General features: G+C 62.8%; 23 protein-coding genes, 4 pseudogenes and 1 riboswitch. Of the genes and pseudogenes, 20 read left to right on the top strand and 7 right to left on the bottom strand.

The window, feature by feature from the left end:
- Positions 1-9: 9 nt before the first annotated feature.
- Complete coding sequence (locus tag EIO64_RS07325) at positions 10-522, bottom strand: ATP-binding protein (RefSeq protein ID WP_136891075.1); 513 nt, start codon at positions 520-522, stop codon at positions 10-12.
- 135 nt (positions 523-657) lie between these two features.
- Positions 658-762, top strand: a riboswitch (THF riboswitch).
- A gap of 77 nt (positions 763-839) precedes the next feature.
- Between EIO64_RS07325 and EIO64_RS07320 the strand changes: the two genes are divergently transcribed.
- The 9 genes and pseudogenes from EIO64_RS07320 to EIO64_RS07280 all read left to right on the top strand — a co-directional run bounded on the left by EIO64_RS07320 (position 840) and on the right by EIO64_RS07280 (position 9163).
- A complete protein-coding gene (locus EIO64_RS07320; RefSeq protein WP_021748247.1) occupies positions 840-1451 on the top strand; it encodes a folate family ECF transporter S component in 612 nt (203 codons plus the stop codon).
- A 193-nt stretch (positions 1452-1644) separates the two neighbouring features.
- On the top strand, positions 1645-2718 hold the full coding sequence (hrcA, locus tag EIO64_RS07315; RefSeq protein WP_249390841.1) for a heat-inducible transcriptional repressor HrcA: 1074 nt from the start codon (positions 1645-1647) through the stop codon (positions 2716-2718).
- Positions 2719-2803: 85 nt separating this feature from the next.
- The gene (gene grpE, locus EIO64_RS07310; protein WP_249390840.1) at positions 2804-3325 is read left to right on the top strand and encodes a nucleotide exchange factor GrpE; all 522 of its coding nucleotides are present in this window, start codon (positions 2804-2806) and stop codon (positions 3323-3325) included.
- A gap of 222 nt (positions 3326-3547) precedes the next feature.
- Positions 3548-5400, top strand: a pseudogene (gene dnaK, locus EIO64_RS07305) (molecular chaperone DnaK).
- Positions 5401-5596: 196 nt separating this feature from the next.
- Positions 5597-6733: pseudogene (dnaJ, locus tag EIO64_RS07300) on the top strand (molecular chaperone DnaJ).
- A 7-nt stretch (positions 6734-6740) separates the two neighbouring features.
- On the top strand, positions 6741-6920 hold the full coding sequence (locus EIO64_RS07295; protein WP_249390839.1) for a PHP domain-containing protein: 180 nt from the start codon (positions 6741-6743) through the stop codon (positions 6918-6920).
- Positions 6917-7549, top strand: a complete 633-nt coding sequence (locus tag EIO64_RS07290) for a PHP domain-containing protein (protein WP_249390838.1) — start codon at positions 6917-6919, stop codon at positions 7547-7549. Before EIO64_RS07295 ends, EIO64_RS07290 begins: the two co-directional genes overlap by 4 nt.
- 95 nt (positions 7550-7644) lie before the next feature.
- A complete protein-coding gene (gene rpiB / locus EIO64_RS07285; protein ID WP_021748254.1) occupies positions 7645-8082 on the top strand; it encodes a ribose 5-phosphate isomerase B in 438 nt (145 codons plus the stop codon).
- A 37-nt stretch (positions 8083-8119) separates the two neighbouring features.
- Entirely contained in the window at positions 8120-9163 is a 1044-nt protein-coding gene (locus tag EIO64_RS07280) for a putative glycoside hydrolase (protein WP_136891073.1), read from the top strand.
- A gap of 59 nt (positions 9164-9222) precedes the next feature.
- Here EIO64_RS07280 and EIO64_RS07275 read toward each other — a convergent pair whose 3' ends face one another.
- From EIO64_RS07275 to EIO64_RS07255, 5 genes and pseudogenes are all read right to left on the bottom strand, one after another.
- Positions 9223-9522 carry a hypothetical protein gene (locus tag EIO64_RS07275; RefSeq protein WP_021748256.1) on the bottom strand — a complete coding sequence of 100 codons (300 nt, stop codon included), beginning with the start codon at positions 9520-9522 and terminating at the stop codon, positions 9223-9225.
- On the bottom strand, positions 9519-10250 hold the full coding sequence (locus tag EIO64_RS07270) for an MBL fold metallo-hydrolase (protein ID WP_051365655.1): 732 nt from the start codon (positions 10248-10250) through the stop codon (positions 9519-9521). Before EIO64_RS07270 ends, EIO64_RS07275 begins: the two co-directional genes overlap by 4 nt.
- A pseudogene (locus EIO64_RS07265) lies at positions 10247-10557 on the bottom strand (YbjQ family protein). Before EIO64_RS07265 ends, EIO64_RS07270 begins: the two are co-directional and overlap by 4 nt.
- On the bottom strand, positions 10538-10792 hold the full coding sequence (locus tag EIO64_RS07260) for a hypothetical protein (protein ID WP_025545082.1): 255 nt from the start codon (positions 10790-10792) through the stop codon (positions 10538-10540). Before EIO64_RS07260 ends, EIO64_RS07265 begins: the two are co-directional and overlap by 20 nt.
- Positions 10776-11443, bottom strand: a pseudogene (locus tag EIO64_RS07255) (MerR family transcriptional regulator). Before EIO64_RS07255 ends, EIO64_RS07260 begins: the two are co-directional and overlap by 17 nt.
- 254 nt (positions 11444-11697) lie before the next feature.
- Here EIO64_RS07255 and EIO64_RS07250 point away from each other — a divergent pair.
- From EIO64_RS07250 to EIO64_RS07210, 11 genes are all read left to right on the top strand, one after another.
- Positions 11698-12543: an A/G-specific adenine glycosylase gene (locus tag EIO64_RS07250; protein WP_346730089.1), complete on the top strand. Its 846-nt coding sequence runs from the start codon at positions 11698-11700 to the stop codon at positions 12541-12543.
- Positions 12429-12722, top strand: a complete 294-nt coding sequence (locus tag EIO64_RS19015; protein ID WP_346730088.1) for an NUDIX domain-containing protein — start codon at positions 12429-12431, stop codon at positions 12720-12722. The genes EIO64_RS07250 and EIO64_RS19015 overlap by 115 nt, the downstream gene beginning before the upstream one ends.
- Positions 12723-12725: 3 nt before the next feature.
- Entirely contained in the window at positions 12726-12983 is a 258-nt protein-coding gene (locus EIO64_RS07245) for a hypothetical protein (RefSeq protein WP_021748262.1), read from the top strand.
- Positions 12984-13181 (top strand): hypothetical protein, encoded by a 198-nt coding sequence (locus EIO64_RS07240; RefSeq protein WP_021748263.1) that lies wholly within the window; start codon positions 12984-12986, stop codon positions 13179-13181.
- On the top strand, positions 13181-13648 hold the full coding sequence (locus EIO64_RS07235; RefSeq protein ID WP_025545085.1) for a PF20097 family protein: 468 nt from the start codon (positions 13181-13183) through the stop codon (positions 13646-13648). Before EIO64_RS07240 ends, EIO64_RS07235 begins: the two co-directional genes overlap by 1 nt.
- A gap of 2 nt (positions 13649-13650) precedes the next feature.
- Positions 13651-14142 carry a PF20097 family protein gene (locus tag EIO64_RS07230; RefSeq protein WP_119311643.1) on the top strand — a complete coding sequence of 164 codons (492 nt, stop codon included), beginning with the start codon at positions 13651-13653 and terminating at the stop codon, positions 14140-14142.
- Between the two features lie 89 nt (positions 14143-14231).
- Positions 14232-14822 carry a thymidine kinase gene (locus EIO64_RS07225; RefSeq protein ID WP_021748266.1) on the top strand — a complete coding sequence of 197 codons (591 nt, stop codon included), beginning with the start codon at positions 14232-14234 and terminating at the stop codon, positions 14820-14822.
- Positions 14819-15514, top strand: coding sequence for a radical SAM protein (locus EIO64_RS07220; protein ID WP_346730087.1), 696 nt, complete (start codon positions 14819-14821; stop codon positions 15512-15514). Before EIO64_RS07225 ends, EIO64_RS07220 begins: the two co-directional genes overlap by 4 nt.
- Complete coding sequence (locus tag EIO64_RS19010) at positions 15511-15690, top strand: hypothetical protein (RefSeq protein WP_346730086.1); 180 nt, start codon at positions 15511-15513, stop codon at positions 15688-15690. Before EIO64_RS07220 ends, EIO64_RS19010 begins: the two co-directional genes overlap by 4 nt.
- A gap of 225 nt (positions 15691-15915) precedes the next feature.
- The gene (locus EIO64_RS07215) at positions 15916-16401 is read left to right on the top strand and encodes a hypothetical protein (protein ID WP_136891072.1); all 486 of its coding nucleotides are present in this window, start codon (positions 15916-15918) and stop codon (positions 16399-16401) included.
- Between the two features lie 75 nt (positions 16402-16476).
- Positions 16477-17868 (top strand): MATE family efflux transporter, encoded by a 1392-nt coding sequence (locus EIO64_RS07210; RefSeq protein ID WP_119311640.1) that lies wholly within the window; start codon positions 16477-16479, stop codon positions 17866-17868.
- Between the two features lie 77 nt (positions 17869-17945).
- On the opposite strand, the gene EIO64_RS07205 is transcribed toward EIO64_RS07210, so the two are convergent.
- The gene (locus tag EIO64_RS07205; RefSeq protein ID WP_136891071.1) at positions 17946-19085 is read right to left on the bottom strand and encodes a putative ABC transporter permease; all 1140 of its coding nucleotides are present in this window, start codon (positions 19083-19085) and stop codon (positions 17946-17948) included.
- Positions 19086-19155 lie beyond the last annotated feature (70 nt).

Genomic DNA, 19155 nt, shown 5'->3' with positions numbered 1-19155 from the left:
ATCGTTTTTTCACAGGGGGATATCCACCTCGTACGCCTGATCGATCAGAATACAGGGATACCCCCAGGTCTCGCACATCTGCTGATAGTGCGCGTTATCCAGGAGGAGAGTCTCTTTCGTACAGGTGGAATCGTCAATGCGCCGCTCTGCCGCACAGGCATATTTTTGTATGTCTGCAAAATGGGTCTCGATATATGCCTTGGTCATCACAAGGCAGCAAAAGCGGATTTCCCGGAGATAGGACGGCGTAAAGTCCTGACTCCAGCGTGGGGGGACATAACAGCCCTCCACGATCAGATCCTGGCGGTTTTCAATGGCGGTTTTGATGATCTCCCGCACAATCGGCCACAGATAGGACTCCAGCTCCTGGTCATCCTCCGGCGTGAGGCGGGTGTTGCCGCTTCGGATAAGTCCCATTTTCAGAAGATCCATGGAGAGACAGGGACAGCGGTATGTCTGAAGAAGTCTCTGGGCCAGCAGGGTTTTGCCTGTGTGCGAGGCGCCGGTAATCAAAAGAACCATCTGCGGATCGCCTCCTCTCCTATTCGGGTTGCGGTCATCTTAACACATGGACCGGATTGCCGCAAGGTGTGCTGGAAAAACGGCGGAAACCCTTGCTTTTTTCCGCGAAAGTCCTATAATGGACAATATCTAACAGGCAGAGTAGGGACATACGTGTACATCCAGTGCTGGAGAGACGGGGAGTTGCTCTTCGGACGAAAGGACCGCGAGTCCGCAGTGTGTGTCCCGCATCCCGCTGCCGCATACAGGGACCCTTTCGGCCTTCCTCTGTGCGGCATCTCCGAATTTCGGACTGCCAAAACAGAAGGAGGTTTTTTATGTACGCACATCCCTTTTCCGCCGACTACTGGCGGGACGCGTCCCGGGAGGTCCGGGACCTTCGGAAGCTGCTGTTCTCCGCCCTGATGATCGCCCTGTGCATTGTGCTGGCCCAAGTGCCCTCGGTGCCGCTGTTCGGCGGGGCCAAGGTCACCTGGGGCTTCCTGGCCCGGTCCGTCTGTGCCTGGGTCTGCGGCCCGGTGCTGGGCCTGCTGTTCGCCTTTGCGGAGGACATCCTCAGCTTCTTCCTCACTGGAGGAGGCGGCTATCCCTTTTTCCCCGGCTATACTCTGACCACTATGCTGGGTGTGCTGACCTACGCTCTGTTCCTGTACCGGGCGCCCCTGCGGGTCTGGCGGATCTTCTGCGCCAAGCTGGTCACCAATGTGCAGAACGTGGTGCTGGGGGCGCTGTGGATCGCCATTCTCAACAGCAACGGCCGCTTCAGCCTGGAGGCCTGGTATGCCAGCGCGTCTCTCAGCGCGGTGAAAAACCTCATCATGCTGCCGGTGCAGACGGTGCTGCTGGTGCTTCTGCTGCGGGCGCTGCAGCCGGCCCTTCAGCGGACGGGGATGCTGCCCCGGCAGGGGGCGGGGGCCAGGCCGGACTGAGCGGACAGGGGGACCATGTGAGACGAAAAACCGGCCGCGGCAGGCGGCCGGTTTTTGATTTGCGGAGCCGCGGAAAATGTTCAAAAATCCGATGGCATTTGTTTACAATTTGTTTATATCCATCCGTTGACAATGAAGGCGCGTGGTGGTAAACTCGTTTTAGCACTCCGGAGAAAGGAGTGCTAAAACCAGCGTGAGACAGCTTGGACCAGAGGTGCTTTTTGTGGAACTCACGGACCGGAAAAAGCAAATACTGAAAGTGGTGGTGGAGGACTATGTCCGTACTGCAGAGCCGGTGGGTTCCAAGGCCATTGCCGCGGAGATGGGCGGCGTCAGCTCCGCCACCATTCGCAACGAGCTGTCGGATCTGACGGAGCTGGGCTATCTGGAACAGCCCCACACCTCCGCCGGGCGGGTGCCCTCTCCCAAGGGTTACCGGCTGTATGTCAACGAACTGATGGAGCGCCAGCGGCTCTCCATCGCAGAGACGGAGCGGATCAACCAGTCCCTCCAGATGCGGATGGAGGAGCTGGACCGGGTGATCTCCCAGGCGGGCCGGGCGGTGAGTTCTCTGATGAACTACCCCGCCTATGTGGCCGCCACCGGCAAGAAGCAGATGACCGCCCGGCGGTTTGAGCTGTTGCCCGTGGATGAGCACAGCTGCATCGTGGTCATGATGATGGGCGACAACCGGGTGAAGAGCCAGCTGCTGCGGATGCAGCTGAAGGTGGACACCGAGCAGATGCCCACCCTGGTGAACCTGCTGAACAGCAACTTCACCGGGATCTCCGCAGACGAGATGAACCGGCGGCTGATGGATGTGTCCGAACAGGTGACGCCCCAGATGTTCCTGCTGTTGAGCCAGACCATCGCCTACGCGGCGGATGTGCTGCAGGAGGCGGGGCAGAAAGAGGTGTTTACCGTGGGCACCAGCCAACTGCTGAAGCTGCCGGAGTTCCGGGACGCAGACAAGGCCCACCAGCTGATGAGCTTTTTGTCCGACAGCAAGGAGAATCTCCCTGTGCCGGACGAGGGGCCCATGAAGATCCTGATCGGTCCGGAGAATGTCAGCGAGGCCCTGCAGGACACCAGTGTGGTGGTGGCCAGCTATGACATCGGCAACGACATGCGGGGCCTGATCGGCGTGGTGGGACCCACACGAATGGATTACGGAACCGTGGCCGCCCGGCTCTCCGGCTTTGCGGAGGGATTGACGCGGCTGTTCGGCAAACAGGAATTACCCCCGAAGGAGGATGCAAAAGAATGAGCGAAGAGACGAAGCAGCCGGCGGAGGAGACGCCGGAAGAGCCGCAGGAGGCTCCTCAGGAAGAGGCTCCCCCGCGGAGGAGAAGGTGCCCGATGAGAAGGCGGAGAAGGCCGCCAGGGGCAAGAAGAAAAAGGAAAAGACCTACACCCTGACCCGGGAGCAGATGGAGGCGGCGGAGCTGGCCGCCCGGCAGCTGGAGTCCGTGAAGGATCAGTTCGTCCGGCTGACGGCAGAGTACGACAACTACCGCAAGCGCACCGCTAAGGAGAAAGACAATCTCTACCAGGACGCCAAGGCGGACACCATCAAGGAGTTCCTGGCGGTGTACGACAACCTGGAGCGGGCTGTGGCCACTGAGGGCGATGAGGACTCTCCCCACAAGAAGGGGCTGGAGATGATCTTCCACCAGTACCAGGAGATCCTGAAGAAGCTGGGAGTCACGGAGATCGAGGCCCAGGGCCAGCCATTTGACCCGGAAAAGCACAACGCCGTTATGCACATCGATGATGAGAACCTTGGGGAGAACGTGGTATCCCAGGTGTTCCAGGCGGGGTTCCTGCTGGGTGACAAGGTGATCCGACACGCTATTGTGCAGGTGGCAAACTGAGCGAATTCGAGAGGGGGACTGTGTCCCCCCTCGACCTTCCCCCGCACCAGGGACATCGGCCACTGGCGTGTGCGCCCAAGGCGCACGAGCCAACGTGTTTTTGTCAGGCATATATCCTGACAAATCATTGCAATGGATTCGCCTGGCGTGAATGAAAACAACAATCGCAAATTTTTATTTGTTGAGATAGAATTATTTGATCATAAATTGGAGGCAATCATTATGTCTAAGGTTATCGGTATCGACTTAGGTACGACAAATAGCTGTGTGGCCGTCATGGAGGGCGGCGAGGCTGTGGTCATCCCCAATGCGGAGGGCAACCGGACCACCCCGTCCGTGGTGGCTTTCTCCAAGACCGGCGAGCGCATGGTGGGTCAAGTGGCTAAACGCCAGGCCATTACCAATCCGGACCGCACCATCTCTTCCATCAAGCGGGAGATGGGCAGCGATTATAAAGTGACCATTGACAGCAAGAGCTACACCCCCAGGAGATCAGCGCCATGATCCTCCAGAAGCTGAAGGCGGACGCTGAGGCCTATCTGGGTAGCACAGTCACCGAGGCGGTCATCACGGTTCCCGCCTACTTCACTGACTCCCAGCGCCAGGCCACCAAGGACGCCGGCAGGATCGCCGGCCTGGACGTGAAACGCATCATCAACGAACCTACCGCCGCGGCCCTGGCCTACGGCGTGGATAAGGAACAGAGCCAGAAGATCATGGTGTACGACCTGGGCGGCGGCACGTTCGATGTGTCCATCCTGGACATCGACGACGGCGTGATCGAGGTCCTGGCCACCGCCGGTAACAACCGCCTGGGCGGCGATGACTTCGACGAGTGCATCATGAAGTGGCTGGTCAGCGAGTTCAAGCGCACCGACGGCGTGGACCTGTCCACCGACCGAGTGGCTATGCAGCGGCTGAAGGAGGCCGCCGAGAAGGCCAAGATCGAGCTCTCCGGCGTCACCACCAGCAACATCAACCTGCCCTATATCACCGCCGACGCCAACGGCCCCAAGCACCTGGACGTGACCCTGTCCCGGGCCAAGTTCAACGAGCTGACCGCCCATCTGGTGGACGCCACCATGGGCCCCGTGCGCCAGGCCATGTCCGACGCGGGCCTGAAGCCCAGTGACCTGAGCAAGGTCCTGCTGGTGGGCGGCTCCAGCCGGATCCCCGCCGTGCAGGAGGCCGTGAAGAACTTCACCGGCAACGAGCCCTTCAAGGGCATCAACCCCGACGAGTGCGTGGCCATGGGCGCCGCCCTGCAGGCGGGCGTCCTCACCGGCGACGTGAAGGGGCTGCTGCTGCTGGATGTCACACCCCTGTCCCTGGGCATTGAGACCATGGGCGGCGTGTTCACCAAGCTGATCGACCGGAACACCACCATCCCCGTGAAGAAGAGCCAGATCTTCTCCACCGCCGCTGACAACCAGACCAGCGTGGAGGTCAACGTCCTCCAGGGCGAGCGGGAGATGGCCGCGGCCAACAAGTCTCTGGGCCGCTTCCACCTGGACGGCATCGCTCCGGCCCGCCGCGGCGTGCCCCAGATCGAGGTGACTTTCGACATCGACGCCAACGGCATCGTCAACGTCTCCGCCAAGGACCTGGGCACCGGCAAGGAGCAGCATATCACCATCACTTCCTCCTCCAACATGAGCAAGGAGGACATTGAGAAGGCCGTCAAGGAGGCCGAGCAGTATGCTGCCCAGGACAAGAAGCTGAAGGAGGAGGTCGAGGTCCGCAACCAGGCCGACCAGATGGTCTACCAGAGCGAGAAGACCCTCTCCGAGATGGGCGACAAGATCCCTGCCGATGACAAGAGCAAGGTCCAGGCCGGAATCGACAAACTGAAGGAGGTTCTGAAAGGCACGGATACCGCTGCCATCAAGACCGCTACCGACGAGTTGACCCAGGCCTTCTACGCCGTCAGCGAGAAGCTGTATCAGCAGGCCAATCCCCAGGGGGCCCAGGGCGGCGCCCAGCAGCAGGCCGGCCCCGACGCCGGCGCCCAGCAGGGCCAGTATTATGACGCCGACTACAAGGTGGTCGACGATGACGAGAATAACAAGAAGTGATCAGATGCCATGCGGCCGCGCGGGCGGGGACACCCCCGCCTGCGCGGCACGCTCTCATGAATTAGGAATTAGAAATCAGGAATAAGGAATTGAGGTGTCCGGCGGAGCCGGACGGATTTCAATTCATCCGCCGGGAGCGGATTCCACAATTCCTAATTCCTAACTCCCCATTCCTAATTGAAAAGTTGGTGATTCTATGGCAGAACAGAAACGCGATTATTACGAGGTCCTGGGGGTTTCCCGGGAGCCTCTGAGGATGAGATCAAAAAGGCCTATAAAAAAATGGCCCGGAAGTATCACCCGGACCTGAATCCGGGGACAAGACGGCGGAGGAGAAGTTCAAGGAGGTCAACGAGGCCTATGAGGTCCTCTCCGACGCGGACAAGAAGGCCCGGTACGACCAGTACGGCCATGCGGGCGTTGACCCCAACTTCGGCGCCGGGGGCTTCGGCGGCGGATTCGACGGGAGCTTCGACTTCGGCGACCTGGGGGACATCTTCGGCAGCTTTTTCGGCGGCGGCTTCGGCGGCGGGCGGCGCACCAATCCCAACGCCCCCCAGCGGGGCGAGAGCATCCGCATGTCCATCGCCATCAGCTTCGAGGAGGCGGCCTTCGGCTGTGAGAAGGCAGTCACCGTGGAGCGGTATGAGACCTGCGACACCTGCCACGGCAACGGCTGTGCCCCCGGCACGTCGCCGGAGGTGTGCCCGGACTGCCACGGCACCGGGACGGTCCAGGTCCGGCGGCAGACGCCCATGGGCGTGTTCGCCACCTCCTCCCCCTGCCCCAAGTGCGGCGGCAAGGGGCGGATTATCCACCAGCCCTGCAAGGACTGCCGGGGCAGTGGTATGGTGCGCAAGAAAAAGACCATTCAGGCCAGCATTCCCGCCGGCATCGACAACGGGCAGACCATCTCCATCCGTGGACAGGGCAACGCCGGCAAGAACGGCGGCCCGGCAGGCGACCTGCTGATTACCATTACGGTCCGGCCTCACGAGCTGTTCCGGCGGGAGGGCACCTCCGTCCTGTGCGAGGCGCCCATCACCTTCACCCAGGCGGTGCTGGGTGCGGAGCTGGAGATCCCCACCATCGACGGCAAAGTGAAGTATACCCTGCCGGAGGGCACCCAGTCCGGCACCACCTTCCGCCTGAAGGGCAAGGGCATCCCCTCCATCAACGGCCGGGGCGGGGCGACCAGTATGTCACCGTCTACATTGAAACCCCCAAAAATCTGAACAAGGAGCAGAAGGAAGCGCTGAAGAAGTTCGCCGAGACCATGGGCGAGAGCAATTACGAGGAGCAGAAGAAGTTCTTCAAGAAGTTCAAAAAGTGAGGCACGTATGTATTTAGCCGACTACCACGTCCACTCCCGCATCTCACCGGACGCCTCCGCCTCCATGCAGGAGATGGCGGAGGCGGCCATCCGGCTGGGGTTCCAGGAGATCTGCTTCACAGACCATGTGGAGCCCATCCGGTTCGGCACCACCGAACCCCGGGGGCCTATGACTGGGATCCCATGATTGCGGAGTTCCGCGCCGCCCGGACGGCGGTGGGGGACCGGATCACGTTGCGCCTGGGCGCGGAGCTGGGAGACGCCGTGTGGGGCATCAGGCGGATGGAGTCCATGCTGGCGGAGGCCCCGCCGCTGGACTTTCTCATCGGCTCCATCCACACCCTGTCGGAGAAGATGGAGGGCCGGGACCTGTATTTCCTTACCCCGCGGGATGAACAGGAAGCGCGGGACTGCCTTGCCGACTACCTGGGCCAGGTGCGGAAGCTCGCGGAGTGGGGGCGATTCCAGGTACTGGGCCATCTGACGCTGCCCCTGCGGTATTTGAACGAGAACCGGGGGATGCATGTCAGCTTCGACGGGTTCGAGGAGGAGATCGCGGAGATCTTCCGCCTCATCATCCCCAAGGGCATCGGGATCGAGCTCAACACCAACCGGGGCAACACCCCGCTGCCGGACGAAAAGTGGCTGCGGCTGTACCGCTCCCTGGGCGGCGAGATCGTCACCCTGGGGACGGATGCCCACACGCCGGGGTTTGTGGGCTGTGCCGTCCGGGAGGGGCAGGCGCTGCTGCGGGCCTGCGGATTCCGCCGTTTTGCCGCCTTCCGGCAGGGGAAACCGGTGTGGCATGAATTGTGATTTGCTTTTCAGGGGAAAACTGGCTATAATAAATCCATTCCAGCCCCATTCCTCTCCGAATGGGATGACTTGATTTGAAAAGGAGAACGATCACCATGAAAATCGCTCTGGGTTCTGATCACGGCGGCTACGCGCTGAAATGCGACATCATCCAGCTTCTGGAGAAGCTGGGCCATGAATACAAGGACTTCGGCTGCTACTCGACGGAGAGCTGCGACTACCCCGACTTCGGCGAGGCGGCGGCCCGGGCTGTGGCCTCCGGCGAGTATGATCGGGGCATCGTCATCTGCACCACCGGCATCGGCATCTCCATTGCCGCCAACAAGGTGCAGGGTATCCGCTGCGCCCACTGTGCCGACTCCCTGGAGGCGGAGATGACCCGCCGCCACAACGACGCCAATATGCTGGCCATCGGCGCGGGGTTCACCGGCAAGAACCTGGCGGAGCGGATGGTGGAGGTGTTCCTCTCCACGGACTTTGAGGGTGGCCGGCATGAGCGGCGCGTGAACAAGCTCAACGCCATCCAGCCCTGACGGGCAGGGGCAATCTCCTGGAGAAGAGGTGACGGACATGGGAGGCACCAAGGGCTACCGGAGCTACCGGGGCAGGACCTCCAAGGGGAAGATCGCGCTGGCAGTGCTGCTGGTGCTCATCATCCTGGCGGCGGTGGGCTTTCTATGGCTGCAGGAGTATATCGTCTACGATAGGGACGGCAGCTTCCACCTGGAGTTGCCATGGAAGACGGAGACGCCCCCCGCGGAAGAGGAAGTGCCCCCAGAGGACGTAGAGATTACCATTCAGGAGCCGGAGAAGCCGAAGGCTCTGGCTGCCTTCTCTGCTTCCGCCGCGCCGCTGACCCAGGCGGGCTGGAAAGATGCCTGGCTGGGAGCCTCTGTGATGTCTGCTCCCGCCTATAACGCTGCTGCCGTCACGCTGAAAGACAGCACCGGACACATCTACTTTGCTGCCACTGGCGCCGCGGCCGGCACCGTGAGCACGGCGGAGGACACGGCGGCGGCTCTGGCGGAGGTGACGGAAAGCAGTTACCACTCCATCGCCCGGATGAGCTGCTTCCTGGACCCCATTGCCGCCCGCGCGGACGTGGAGGGCATGGGACTGAAGAACACCGGCGGCTATATCTTCTACGACGGGAACAACGGAAACTGGCTGGATCCCAGCAAGCCGGCGGCCCGGCAGTACCTGTGCACCCTGGCGGCGGAGCTGGCACAACAGGGTTTTGATGAAATCCTGCTAACGGATGTGGGCTATCCCACAGTAGGGAAGCTGGACAAGATCGACTACAACGGCGCCGACCGGGCGGCCAGCATCCGGCTGTTCCTGGAGGAGCTGCGCAGCGCTCTGGGTGAGTATGGTGTGGCTGTCTCCATTGAGCTGCCGCCGGAGGTCATCACCTCCGGCGCCGACGACACTGCCGGCCTGGTACTCTCGGATATCGCCCCGCTGGTGGACCGAGTCTACGCCGTCACCACGGTTGACCAGATCCCCGCGCTGGAAGCGGCGGTCAGTGCCGCCGGTGAGGACACGGACTTCGTGGCGGAGCTAACGGGCCACAGCCCTGATGTGACCGGCAGCTGCCTGATCCTTGCAGATTGAAGACAGATGAAGAGGAGAGCGCCCGTGCCGATTGGCACGGGCGCTTTTCTGGAGCTTCCTCAGCGGTGCGCCTCCTCATAGGACCGCAGGGTCCCCTCTGTCAATCGGGAGAGCTTATGGAGCCGTTCATTCACCATATCCCACATACACATGGGCAAGTGATCCCGGTGACCACGGTGCAGCGTCACGCACTCAAAGCAGTTGCCGTGGTGAGGGCAGGCCTGCTTGCAGGGGCAGTGGTCACCGCTCTCCCGCACCTGCTTCAGAAATTCCCGCTTGATGGCCATGGCTTCCGCATGGCGGCCCTCCCGGTCCAGCTCGTTTTGCTCAATTGCAAGTTCATTGCCATCGATCTTCATGTGTCCGCTTCCTCCTCAAATGTAAAGACTTGACCGACTCTGTTAACGTACACAGTTCGGGATGTGAAAGAAGTATAGCATGACAGGAATTGATTTGTAAAGTTAAAATTTCCCCACTGGTGCATGGGCAGAAAGCGGCGGATATCCGCCAGCTCCAGGAAGTACCGGGGGCCACGGAAGCCGTCCTCCCCCAGACGGGGATCCAGAGGCAGCATGGCCAGATCGATCTTCCGGCCCCGGAGAGGTTCCGCATACCGCCGGAAGTCCGCTTCCATGTTCCGGTTCCAGACGGGGTCCTCGCCCTCCCAGTGCCACCAGTTCAGATCCCCGGCATGAAAGACCGTCCGGCCTTCCGCCGTCACCAGAAAGGCCACGCCCTCGTCGGTGGAGGGCAGTGCCTCCACGGTGACGCCGGGCAGGGGAGAGGCGCTCTCCCCGCCGGAAAGCACCCGGCAGTCCGCGGCGGCTTTTTCCGAGAGTCCCCATTTCTTCCGGTTCCGGTCTGTCAGATGGATGCCCTTGCCAAGAAGGAATCGGACATCCCGCTGCCCGTCATCCAGAGCAAAAATCCGGGGATCAAAGTGGTCTGGATGGCGATGGCTGGCAAAGACCAGCAGGGGGCCTGATGGCAGGGGGGGCAGGTCCCCCTTCCACCAGTCAAAGAGCAGCGTGAGACCGGGCAGCTCCACCAGAAAGCCGCTGTGGTCCAGAAAGGTGACGTGCATCATTTGAACTTTACAGCCGTTCCGTAGGCAATGACCTCCGCCGCCCCTGCATCACGGAGGCAGAGGCGTACCGCAGGCCCACCACTGCGTCGGCTCCCAGAGCCTCTGCCGCGTCCACCATGCGCTTGGTGGCGATCTGCCGGGCCTCCACCAGCATCTCGGTGTAGCCGGTGATCTCTCCGCCCACCAGGGTCTTCATACCGGCCATGAAATCGCGGCCGAAGTTTTTGCTGTACACCACCGTGCCCCGCACGATGTCCAGGGCCTCAAATTCCTGGCCGGGAATGGTCTCAATACTGACGAGCTTCATATAATTCTCCTCCTTTGATCTCTTTCAAGCGGTCCCGCAGGGCCAGCCCCAGCGGGATCAGCCCTGCTGCCTGGACAGCGGCCAGAACCGCCAGCAGAACGGATGCCGCACCGCTGGGGAAAAAGGCCTGCCGCACCCACAGCAACACCGCGGCCGCAGCCAGCAGCCATACGGCCGTCCCTGCGGCGGACACCGCTGCTTGTCGACAATCCCGCCGCTCAGTAGTTCCGCGCATCGTCTTCCTCTCCCCGCTCAATCTCCCGGACCCGCTGGACCAGGGCGATGACCACACCGACCACCACTGCCGCCGGGATGGCCACAAAGAGCGCCAGCACCGGCAGGGGCGGCGCACCGGCCGGATCCACCTCGAAAGCCCAGAGGAAGAGCCAGATCAGCCCCGCCATCAGGACTGACATGACGATGGCGACCACGATGGGCGCCACGAAGCGGCGGCGCCTGGTGTCCTGCTTCTGCTTGTTCATAAAGGTCGTTCCCTCCTGTTCCATCTGGGCCATCCGATCCAGCAGGGACTGGGCGTCCAGCTCCTCCAGCCGCTCCCTGCGGTCTGTGAGCGTCCCGCAGAAGCGGATGGCCGCTTCCAGATTCTGCCGCTCCCGCTCCAGGGACACCAGATGGCGGCGCATACCGTCCCCCACGGTGTAGGCGCCGTGCTGCATCTGCCGGATCTCCTCCAGCGGAAGGCCCAGCTTCCGAAGCAGCTTGATCCGCCGCAGGACCTCCACCTCAGTCTCCCCATAGTCCCGGTAACCGTTCTGGCTGTTCCGCCGGGGGAGAGCAGTCCCTCCGCCTCATAAAAGCGGATGTTCTTCCGCGTGATGCCCACCAGGGCTTCCACTTCATTGATTTTCAAGGGATTACACCTCATCTCTGGGGACAGGGTACACCTTCCACCCGGGGGAAAGTCAAGAGACTTTCAAAATTTTTGTACAGGGGGTGGGAAGTTGGCGCCGGATGTGGTACAATAACCGCAATGCGGCGATTGTGCGGCTGGACAGGCTGATACAGCGGCGCAAGTTCGGAAAGGGTGCCATATCCATTCTGCGGATATGGTACAATCATACCATGTGCGGTGAGAATTTGACAACCAAAACTGTTTTACAAGATTTGCCGGGGCCGCTGTTGGCGTGGTATCGGGCCAATGCCCGGGACCTGCCCTGGCGGCGGACCACAGACCCGTATCAGATCTGGGTCTCGGAGATCATGCTGCAGCAGACCCGGGTAGCGGCGGTGCTGGGGTATTATGCCCGCTTTCTGGAGACATTCCCCACGGTGGAGGCTTTGGCAGCCGCCCCGGAGGAGCGGCTGATGAAGCTGTGGGAGGGCCTGGGCTATTACAGCCGGGCCAGGAACCTGCAGAAGGCCGCCAGGATCGTGGCGGAGCAGGGCGGCCGGTTTCCGGACACCTACCAGGACCTGCTGGCCCTGCCGGGGGTGGGGGACTACACCGCCAGCGCCATTGCCTCCGCCGCCTTCGGCCGACGGGAAGCGGCGGTGGACGGCAACGTGCTGCGGGTGGTCATGCGGCTGACGGACTGCCGGGACGATATTGCCGATCCCAAGGTAAAAAAGGCCGTGCGGGCACAGATCCAGGCCGTCATGCCGGAGGCTGAGGCGGATATCCGCGTCTTCAATCAGGCCACCATGGAGCTGGGGGCCACGGTCTGCGCACCCAACGGCCCGCCCCGGTGTCTGGAGTGTCCGGCCATGGCCTTCTGCAAGGGCCGCCTTCGGGGCACGGCAGAGGATCTGCCAGTGAAGGGGGCCAAAAAGCCCGCCGGGTGGAGGAGAAGACGGTGTTCCTGCTGGTGCGGGACGGAAAGATCGCCCTGCGGAAGCGGCCGGGGACCGGGTTGCTGGCGGGCCTGTGGGAGTTTCCCAACGTGGAGGGAGCCCTGGACGAGGCTGCCGCCGGAGCGGCGGTGTCCGTCTGGGGCCTGGAGCCCAGGCGGTGGGAGAGCCGACTGACGGCGAAGCACATCTTTACCCATGTGGAGTGGCACATGACCGGTTACACCCTGGAGGTGGCGGGAGACGGCCCGGCGGACTTCGTCTGGGCAGATGCCGGAGCCCTGTCGGACCGGGCGGTGCCCTCCGCCTTTGGGCGGTATTACACGGAAGCGGCAGCACGCTTGAAGGAGGAGTGACGAATGGGCTGGCTGGTGGGACTGCCCCTGGGGCTGTTTCGGCTGCTGGGGAGTATTTTGCTGGTGGCGCTGCGGTTTGCGGTGCCCATTCTCATTCTCGTGGCGGTGATCTTGGTGGTGCGGCATGTGCGGAGGCGGTCCGCCCGGTACCGGGCGGAGGACGAGGACAGGCAGGAGCCGAAATTTCACGGCCCTGTGTATACGGTGGATTATGAGGAGGTCCCGGACTCCGAGGACCAGAAGAAGGACGAGGGCAACTGAATGGAACTCATCAACCTGGCGGGCATCGCCCTGCTGGCCCTGCTGATCCGCAAGCTGGTCTGGTGCCTCCGGTGGCTGTGGTGCTATTACCATGGGAAGGAGACGCCGGAGCCCGTCTCCTTCCTGCCCCGGCGGACGGGGGAGACCTTTGAGGAACGCATCCGGCAGGCGAGAGAGCAAAACGAGGAGGATTCGTGATGCCCTTCTGGAGGAAAAGCGAGGATCCCTGGGATATGGAGCCGGAGAAACGGCGCACCTGGACAGCGGGGGAGCCCCAGCCCCCGGCCGCCGACGGGGAGGCGTGGAAGGTCCCAGGGGAGAAGGAGACAGCGGAGGAGCAGACGCCGTCTGCCATGACCTGCCCCTGGTGCGGGCAGGAGATGCGGATGGGGTATCTGGTGGGCGGAAGGGACGCTGTCCGCCTGGTGTGGGAGCGTCCCGGCGCGTTTCGCCTGGCGGATGCCGACGGAACCCTCTACCTCCGGGGGGACGGTTCCTTCTGGAGCGATTACAAGCTGGCCTGGCACTGCGGGGCGTGCCGCAAGCTGGTCCTTGACACGGCCAACTGCACCCGGGCGGAGCATCTGACCTCCGAGGAGATCAACCGCCGCATCATCTACGGGGCTGATGCAGAGCATTTATCCGAAAGCCGAGAGGAGGAGTGACCGTGCCCTTCTGGAAGAAAAGCGAGGATCCCTGGGACTATGAGCCGGAAAAGCCGTCCCGTCCGGCGGAGCCGGGGCAGGAGGAGAAGGACTGCGCTCCCAGCCTGATGGACGAGCTCCGGGACTGGAACGAGGAGCGGAAGGAGAAGAAGGCCCTGCGGGAGACCCCGCCCCCGCCCATGATCTGTCCTTGGTGCGGGCAGGAGATGGAGGTGGGGACGATCACTGGGGGACGGGACAGTGTCCAGTGGTGGCCCGGCTGGCCCAACCGGTTCTTTGGTGCCAGCGGCCCGGAGATCGATATCCTCCATGAGGGGAGCCTTTTCAACAGGTACAAGACCGCCTGGCTCTGCCGCAGCTGCCGCAGGATGGTGATGGAAATTCCGGAGGAGGAGATCCCCAAGCCCCTGACGTCGGAGAAAGCGGCGGAGCAGCTGGAGGAACAGCGGCGGCGGGAGGCCCAGCGGAAGATCGACCGTGGGCTGCAGGGCTGAGGATCCCTCCCGGCGGAGGGGACCGGCACCAAAGAGAAGGCGGCGGAGTGCCGCATAAGAAGATACATAGAGAGGGAGAAAACAGACAAATGGCACAGCTCTATTTCAAATACGGGGCCATGGGTTCCAGCAAGACCGCAAACGCCCTGATGACCCGGTTCAACTACGAGGAGCGGGGGCAGAAGACCCTGCTGGTCAAGCCCCGGCTGGACACCCGGGACGGGGACCACATGGTGGTTTCCCGCATCGGCCTCACCTATCCCTGCATCTACTTTGACGAGATGCAGCAGCTCTCTGTCATGGAACTGCAGCAGAACGCCTGCGTCATCGTGGACGAGGCCCAGTTTTTGACCCGGGAGGAGGTCATGTACCTGGTGGGTCTGGTGGATGACCTGGGCATCCCCGTCATCTGCTACGGCCTGCGGGCGGACTTCAAGGGGGACCTGTTCCCCGGCAGCGAGGCCCTGCTGGTGATGGCCGACAAGATCGAGGAGGTCAAGACCATCTGCTGGTGCGGCAAGAAAGCTACCTTCAACGCCCGGTTCGATGCTGCCGGCAAGGTGCTGAAGGAGGGTGAGCAGGTGGTGCTGGGGGCCAACGACCAGTACATCGGGCTGTGCCGCAAGCACTGGATGGCCGGGGACCTGGGCCCGGACTTCCGCCCCGAGGACCTGCTGTGATCTGCCGCCTGTGCCCCAGAAACTGCGGCGAGGAGCGGACGGAGACGAGGCGGGGCGGCGTGTGCGGGATGCCCAGCGTGCCCGTGGCGGCCCGGGCCATGCTCCACCTCTGGGAGGAGCCGTGCCTGGTGGGGGAGCGCGGCGCCGGGTGCGTGTTCTTCTCCGGCTGCAATCTCCGGTGCTGCTTCTGCCAGAACAAGCCCATCTCCCAGGGGGAGGTGGGAAAGGTCCTGACGGCGGAGCGGCTGCGGGAGATCTTTCACGAGCTGATCGGACAGGAGGCCGCCTGCCTGGACCTGGTGACCCCCACCCACTTCACCGACGCGGTTCTGGAGGCCCTGGGGGACGAGGAATGGCCCGTGCCGGTGGTGTGGAACTGCGGCGGCTATGAGAAACCGGAGACCCTCCGCCGTCTGGAGGGGAAGGTACAGGTGTATCTGCCGGACTTGAAGTATGGCCTCTCCGAACCTGCCCGCAAATACTCTGGCGCGGCGGACTACTTTGACTGGGCCAAGCGGGCCATTCTGGAGATGTTCCGCCAGACCGGGCCTTACCGGATGGAAAACGGCCTTTTAAAGCAGGGTGTGTTGATCCGACATCTTCTGTTGCCGGGAGAACTGGAGAACACCCGAAGAGTCATCGACTGGGTGGCGGAGAGCTTCCGCCCGGGGAGGTGCTGTTTTCCCTCATGAGCCAGTATACGCCCCAGCCAGGGGCAGAAGGGAAACTGGCCCGCCACGTGACCAAGGCGGAGTACCGGGCGGCAGTGGAGTACATGGAAAACTGCGGGATCACCGACGGCTACACCCAGGAGCGGACGTCGGCCAGGGAGGAGTACACCCCGGCCTTTGACCTGCGGGGAATTTGAGTGCCTGCCTTCAGACGCGGTATGGACAAATTCCATGGCCTATGTTATGTTGGAAAAAACAAGACCGAGGGGGCGGAGAGATGATCCGCGGCAAGTGGAAGTGGCTGTTGATCCTGCTGGCGGCGCTGGCTGTGCTGGTGGGGCTGATGGCTTTGGAGACCCTGCTGGGCAGCGTCCGCAAGTGCGGCTGAGCCCCGGCGGCCCTATTTGCAGAGGAGGGATTTCATGGCCCGAAGCGTGAAGCGAGTGGTACTGGTCCTACTGGCGGCGGCCGTCCTGGCCTTTGCAGCCTGGATGCTGTGGCCCCGCTCCATCGGGGATGCGGTGGATCTGGAGGGCGAGGATTTTTACGGCTTTTTGGTCACCCTCGATGTGCGAGACGGGCAGAGCCAGACAGACTCTGAGAGCTATACTGTCTCTGCGGACAGCGAACAGGCAGAGGCAATCCTGGAGCTGTTGGATCAGTACACCTATCATTTCTGCTGGGATACACTGACAGTCGCAGACGTTATTTCGGAGATCGGCGACATCATCGTGGATCTGGATGCCAGCGGGGACCTTGAGCGGAAGTTTTCCGTCTCCAACGGCACCGGCAAAGCCAGGGTCAACGGCCGGGTGGTCCGTATCGGCTATTTTGGCAGTGGGCAGGCCGCCGCACTGTGCGAACAGCTCTCCGCTATCCTCCGGGGCGAATCGGGGGTTGCAAACTGAATCCCGTGTCTTTATAATGAGAGGGCTGTCCGGTGCGGACAGCCCGATTTTTGTGTGTTTTGGGAGAGACCTGCTATGAAGCTGGAGAACAATCTGGGCACGGACGCCATCCGGCCCCTGGTGCTGCGGATCGCCATACCCAGTATGCTGGCCCAGTTCGTCAGCGTGCTGTACAGCATCGTGGACCGCATCTACATCAGCAACATCCCCTTGGTGGGGGAGACCGCTCTCGCGGGCGTGGGGGTCTGCGGGCCGGTGGTGACGCTGATCGGCGCATTCGCCTCTCTTATCGGCGTGGGCGGCGCGCCGCTCATGAGCATCCGCATGGGGGCGGGTAAAACGGAGGAGGCCCGGCGGATCCTCTCCAACAGCTTTCTGATGCTGTGTGTCTGCTCCGTGGCGCTGATGGCGGGGGTGTTCCCCCTGCGCCAGCCCATGCTGATGGCCTTCGGCGCAAGCGATGCCACCTACGGCTACGCCAATACCTATTTCACCGTCTATCTCTGCGGGACGGTGTTCAACCTGCTGGCTCTGGGGCTGAACCAGTTCATCATCTGCCAGGGCTACGCCCGGAAGGGCATGATCTCCGTCATGCTGGGGGCGGCACTGAACATCGTGCTGGACCCGGTGTTCATCTTTCTCTTTGACATGGGGGTGGCTGGGGCTGCCGTGGCCACGGTCCTCTCTCAGCTGGTTAGCTGCCTCTATGTACTGCGGTTCCTCTTCGGCAAGTCTGTGCCCATCGCCATCACTTTCGGCGGTTACGACGGGCGGCTGATGCTCCGCATCCTGGCGGTGGGCATGACGCCCTTCCTCATCATCGGCGTGGACAACATCATGATTATCTCCATGAACGCCATCCTCCAGTCCTATGGCGGGGCGGAGCTGGGAGACCGTCTGGTGACCTGCGCCACCATCGCCCAGAGCTTCATGCTGGTGGTGACCATGCCCCTGGGAGGCATTTCCGCCGGCACAGGCACCATCCTGGCGTACAACTACGGCGCCCGGCGGCGGGACCGGATCCTGAAGGCCCAGGCATTCATCGCCGGACTGTGCGTGGCCTATGTGACGGCCCTGTTTCTGCTGGCCCGTCTGGGGGGAGCTCTCTTCGTGCGCCTCTTCACCACGGAGCCGGAGCTGGCAGCGGAGGCCCTCTCCGCCATCCACATCTGCACCCTGGCCCTGATCCCCCTGGGGCTGCAGTACGCCATTGTGGACGGATTCACCGGCATGGGAAAGGTACAGCTGGCCCTGCCCCTGTCCGCCTTCCGGAAGGCGGTGTACTTTATCGCCCTGTTTGCCCTGCCGGCGGTATTCGGCGCCCGGGCCGCATTCTATGCGGAACCCATCTCCGACATCGCGGGGCCGGTGGTGAGCATCGCAGTCTATGCCCTGTGCATCCGGCGGATTCTGGATTTCCCCGCGGACCCGCCCGCTGCGGAGAACAAGTCCACGCTGCCATCCTGATCGACAAAGCGGCACAGCCGAAGGCTGTGCCGCTTTGTTTGTATAAGATCGTCGGTTCAGACAGAGATGGAGAATTGCTATAAGGGGACACGAAAAGAAGGGACGTCCGCTCCGTATGGAACCAACGACCGCTCTGCAGAGCAGGGGCTGCTGCGCCGGCTTTCCTCATTCGCCGTCCTCCCCTCCCGGCGATCCCCCAGCTTCCGCAGGGACTCCAGGGCCTCGGCAAAGGCTTTGGCGCTGGCGGAGGGGTTGCCCCGCAGGATGCGCAGGGACTGGCGATAACGCCTGGCGGTGCGGGCGCGGATGGAAGCTTCCCGGTCCCGGAGTCGGTCCAAAAGCTGCTGGACTTCCGCCCGGCGGGCCTCCAGAGACTCCTCTGTCAGGTCCCTGGCAACTGCCAGCCGGTCCCGGTAGGCCTCCAGAGCCTCCTGGATGTTGGCAAGGGCCGTCAGCTTGGCATCGGTCCGGCGGCGCAGGGACTCCTCCAGCTGGGCCTGGCGGCGTCGGGCGCCCTTGGCATAGGCCTCCTGAATCTGGCGGCGGGTGTCCTCCCAGCGCTCCTGCCGGAGCAGCCGCTCCACCTCCGTGCGCTCCCGGAAGCGGCGCAGGTCCTCCTCCGCAAAGGCGGAGATCACCTCCACCCGCTTGGCAAGGCGGCGCAGGTCCTCGTTCTCCTCCGTGAGGCGGGTGAGGACCTCCCGCAGGTCCATGGCGGCCTGGAAGGACCGGACTGCGTCTACGGTGACGGCGATGGTCAGCAGGAACGCCAGAGGATCCACCAGGAAGGCGGGCAGCCGCAGCACCAGATCCTCCACAGGCGGGTGCAGAAACCGCACCAGCAGGATGGAGAAGGCGCCCCAGGCCAGGGAGCTGGTGAGGCAGATATAGCCGTTGAGGTTGAAGGGCTGCTTGGAGTAATCCCAGTAACGGACTTTGAAGAGGGCCTCCATGGCGGCACCGGTGACATACTCCAGCGCCGTGGCGGCCAGCATGCCCAGCAGGAAAACCAGCCACAGGCTGTCCCGCACGGGGATGGTGGCCAGCAGGATGATGACGGCGCCGGTGCCATAGATGGGCAGCATGGGGCCGTGAAGAAAGCCACGGTTCACCCACTGGCGCCGCTTGGCGGAGACGTAGCAGGATTCCCACACCCAGCCGAGAAAGCAGTAGAGAAAGAAGAACAGCAGCCACTGTCCCAGGGAATAGACGTACATAAGACCTCCGGTTTCAAATGAGGGAGCCGCCCGTCCCGCCGGGGCTCTGGCGGGACGGGCGGCGGGTTCG

Origin of the sequence: Dysosmobacter welbionis (assembly GCF_005121165.3) — a bacterium.
Taxonomy (GTDB): domain Bacteria; phylum Bacillota; class Clostridia; order Oscillospirales; family Oscillospiraceae; genus Oscillibacter; species Oscillibacter welbionis.
The sequence above is the reverse complement of the archived record's forward strand: the minus strand, read 5'-3'. Positions and strand labels throughout refer to the sequence as shown.

Coding starts and splice junctions, on each gene's coding strand:
- EIO64_RS07320 (WP_021748247.1), top strand. CDS start 840: ATGTACGCACATCCCTTTTCCGCCGACTACTGGCGGGACGCGTCCCGG.
- EIO64_RS07225 (WP_021748266.1), top strand. CDS start 14,232: ATGGCACAGCTCTATTTCAAATACGGGGCCATGGGTTCCAGCAAGACC.
- rpiB (WP_021748254.1), top strand. CDS start 7,645: ATGAAAATCGCTCTGGGTTCTGATCACGGCGGCTACGCGCTGAAATGC.
- EIO64_RS07275 (WP_021748256.1), bottom strand. CDS start 9,522: ATGAAGATCGATGGCAATGAACTTGCAATTGAGCAAAACGAGCTGGAC.
- EIO64_RS07245 (WP_021748262.1), top strand. CDS start 12,726: ATGGGCTGGCTGGTGGGACTGCCCCTGGGGCTGTTTCGGCTGCTGGGG.
- EIO64_RS07205 (WP_136891071.1), bottom strand. CDS start 19,085: ATGTACGTCTATTCCCTGGGACAGTGGCTGCTGTTCTTCTTTCTCTAC.
- EIO64_RS07235 (WP_025545085.1), top strand. CDS start 13,181: ATGCCCTTCTGGAGGAAAAGCGAGGATCCCTGGGATATGGAGCCGGAG.
- EIO64_RS07210 (WP_119311640.1), top strand. CDS start 16,477: ATGAAGCTGGAGAACAATCTGGGCACGGACGCCATCCGGCCCCTGGTG.
- EIO64_RS07325 (WP_136891075.1), bottom strand. CDS start 522: ATGGTTCTTTTGATTACCGGCGCCTCGCACACAGGCAAAACCCTGCTG.
- EIO64_RS07290 (WP_249390838.1), top strand. CDS start 6,917: ATGATTGCGGAGTTCCGCGCCGCCCGGACGGCGGTGGGGGACCGGATC.
- EIO64_RS07270 (WP_051365655.1), bottom strand. CDS start 10,250: ATGATGCACGTCACCTTTCTGGACCACAGCGGCTTTCTGGTGGAGCTG.
- EIO64_RS07280 (WP_136891073.1), top strand. CDS start 8,120: ATGGGAGGCACCAAGGGCTACCGGAGCTACCGGGGCAGGACCTCCAAG.
- EIO64_RS07215 (WP_136891072.1), top strand. CDS start 15,916: ATGGCCCGAAGCGTGAAGCGAGTGGTACTGGTCCTACTGGCGGCGGCC.
- EIO64_RS07260 (WP_025545082.1), bottom strand. CDS start 10,792: ATGCGCGGAACTACTGAGCGGCGGGATTGTCGACAAGCAGCGGTGTCC.
- EIO64_RS19010 (WP_346730086.1), top strand. CDS start 15,511: ATGAGCCAGTATACGCCCCAGCCAGGGGCAGAAGGGAAACTGGCCCGC.
- EIO64_RS07295 (WP_249390839.1), top strand. CDS start 6,741: ATGTATTTAGCCGACTACCACGTCCACTCCCGCATCTCACCGGACGCC.
- EIO64_RS07240 (WP_021748263.1), top strand. CDS start 12,984: ATGGAACTCATCAACCTGGCGGGCATCGCCCTGCTGGCCCTGCTGATC.